Source organism: Gemmiger formicilis (genome assembly GCF_016901605.1).
In the GTDB taxonomy this organism is placed as follows: domain Bacteria; phylum Bacillota; class Clostridia; order Oscillospirales; family Ruminococcaceae; genus Gemmiger; species Gemmiger formicilis_B.
This window is the reverse complement of the sequence record NZ_JACJKP010000331.1, coordinates 1-1,080: the sequence shown is the minus strand read 5'-3', so window position 1 is coordinate 1,080 and position 1,080 is coordinate 1. Positions and strand designations below refer to the sequence as shown.

At 55.1% G+C, this 1,080-nt stretch carries 3 protein-coding genes; all 3 read left to right on the top strand.

Annotated elements, in window-relative coordinates:
* Window positions 1-77 precede the first annotated feature (77 nt).
* Window positions 78-296, top strand: a complete 219-nt coding sequence (locus H6B10_RS14660; protein WP_204652269.1) for a hypothetical protein — start codon at window positions 78-80, stop codon at window positions 294-296.
* Window positions 206-673, top strand: coding sequence for a glycoside hydrolase family 3 C-terminal domain-containing protein (locus H6B10_RS18770; protein WP_345941858.1), 468 nt, complete (start codon window positions 206-208; stop codon window positions 671-673). The genes H6B10_RS14660 and H6B10_RS18770 overlap by 91 nt, the downstream gene beginning before the upstream one ends.
* The coding region (locus H6B10_RS18765) for a glycoside hydrolase family 3 C-terminal domain-containing protein (protein ID WP_204652268.1) at window positions 667-1,080 on the top strand (414 nt) is incomplete at its 3' end. The genes H6B10_RS18770 and H6B10_RS18765, both read left to right, overlap by 7 nt.

Genomic DNA, 1,080 nt, shown 5'->3' with positions numbered 1-1,080 from the left:
CCATACCGAAACGTTACCGGTAAAAATTGTATCAGTCTTTTCCCGTTATGTTGTATCCATGAAGGAGGTACAAAACAATGGCAATCAAGAAAAGGGAACTGAGCGGTACCCCACAGCAAGAACCCCGTTCCTATGAAACAGAGCATGCGCAACTGGCGCGGCGCGCGGCTGCCGAGGGAATCGTGCTGCTGAAAACGAAAATGGGCTGCTCCCGCTGGCAAAGGGGAGCAAACTGGCACTGTTTGGCGCCGGTGCAGGTCGTACGGTCAAAGGTGGTACTGGAAGCGGCGATGTGAACGAGCGGGCCAGTGTTTCTGTTTTTCAGGGCCTGACCGATGCGGGATTTGAAATTATCACAAAGGGTTGGATTGAGGATTACGACCGGCGGTACCGGCAGGCCCGTCAGGACTGGAAAGAGGCAATCCTGACTTGCCAGAAAGAACTGGAGCAGAAGGGCGGGTTGAATGCCTTTTTTGAGGCCTATTCCACCCATCAGTTTGCCATGCCGGCCGGTGCGCCTGTCTGCAAAACCGAAGCGGATGTGGCGGTATACTGCGTTGCCCGTGTGGCTGGTGAAAACGCCGACCGCTTTGCAGCGGCGGGGGATTACGCGCTCAGCGATACAGAACGGGAACAGCTGAAAACCCTGGGGGTCTGTACGAACATGTGGTAGTGCTGATCAATGCCGGCGGTGTTGTAGATCTTGCTTTTCTGGAAGAACTCCCGCATATGCAGGCAGCGCTGGTGATTTCGCAGCCGGGTATGGAGGGCGGACACGCGGTGGCGGATGTGCTCAGCGGTGCGGTCAATCCCAGCGGCAAGCTGACCGATACCTGGGCTGATCACTATGAAGATTACCCCAATACTACAACCTTCTCCCATAACAATGGCAATGTGGAAAAAGAGCTGTATGAAGAAGGAATCTATGTAGGGTACCGCTATTTCGACAGTTTCCGGGTGCCGGTCCGGTATGGTTTTGGTTTTGGCTTAAGTTACACCACGTTCCGGGTGGAAACCACGGATATTTGCACGGCGGCAGATGGCGGCGTCACGGTACAGGCAGCTGTCACCAACACCGGC

Coding starts and splice junctions, on each gene's coding strand:
- H6B10_RS14660 (WP_204652269.1), top strand. CDS start 78: ATGGCAATCAAGAAAAGGGAACTGAGCGGTACCCCACAGCAAGAACCC.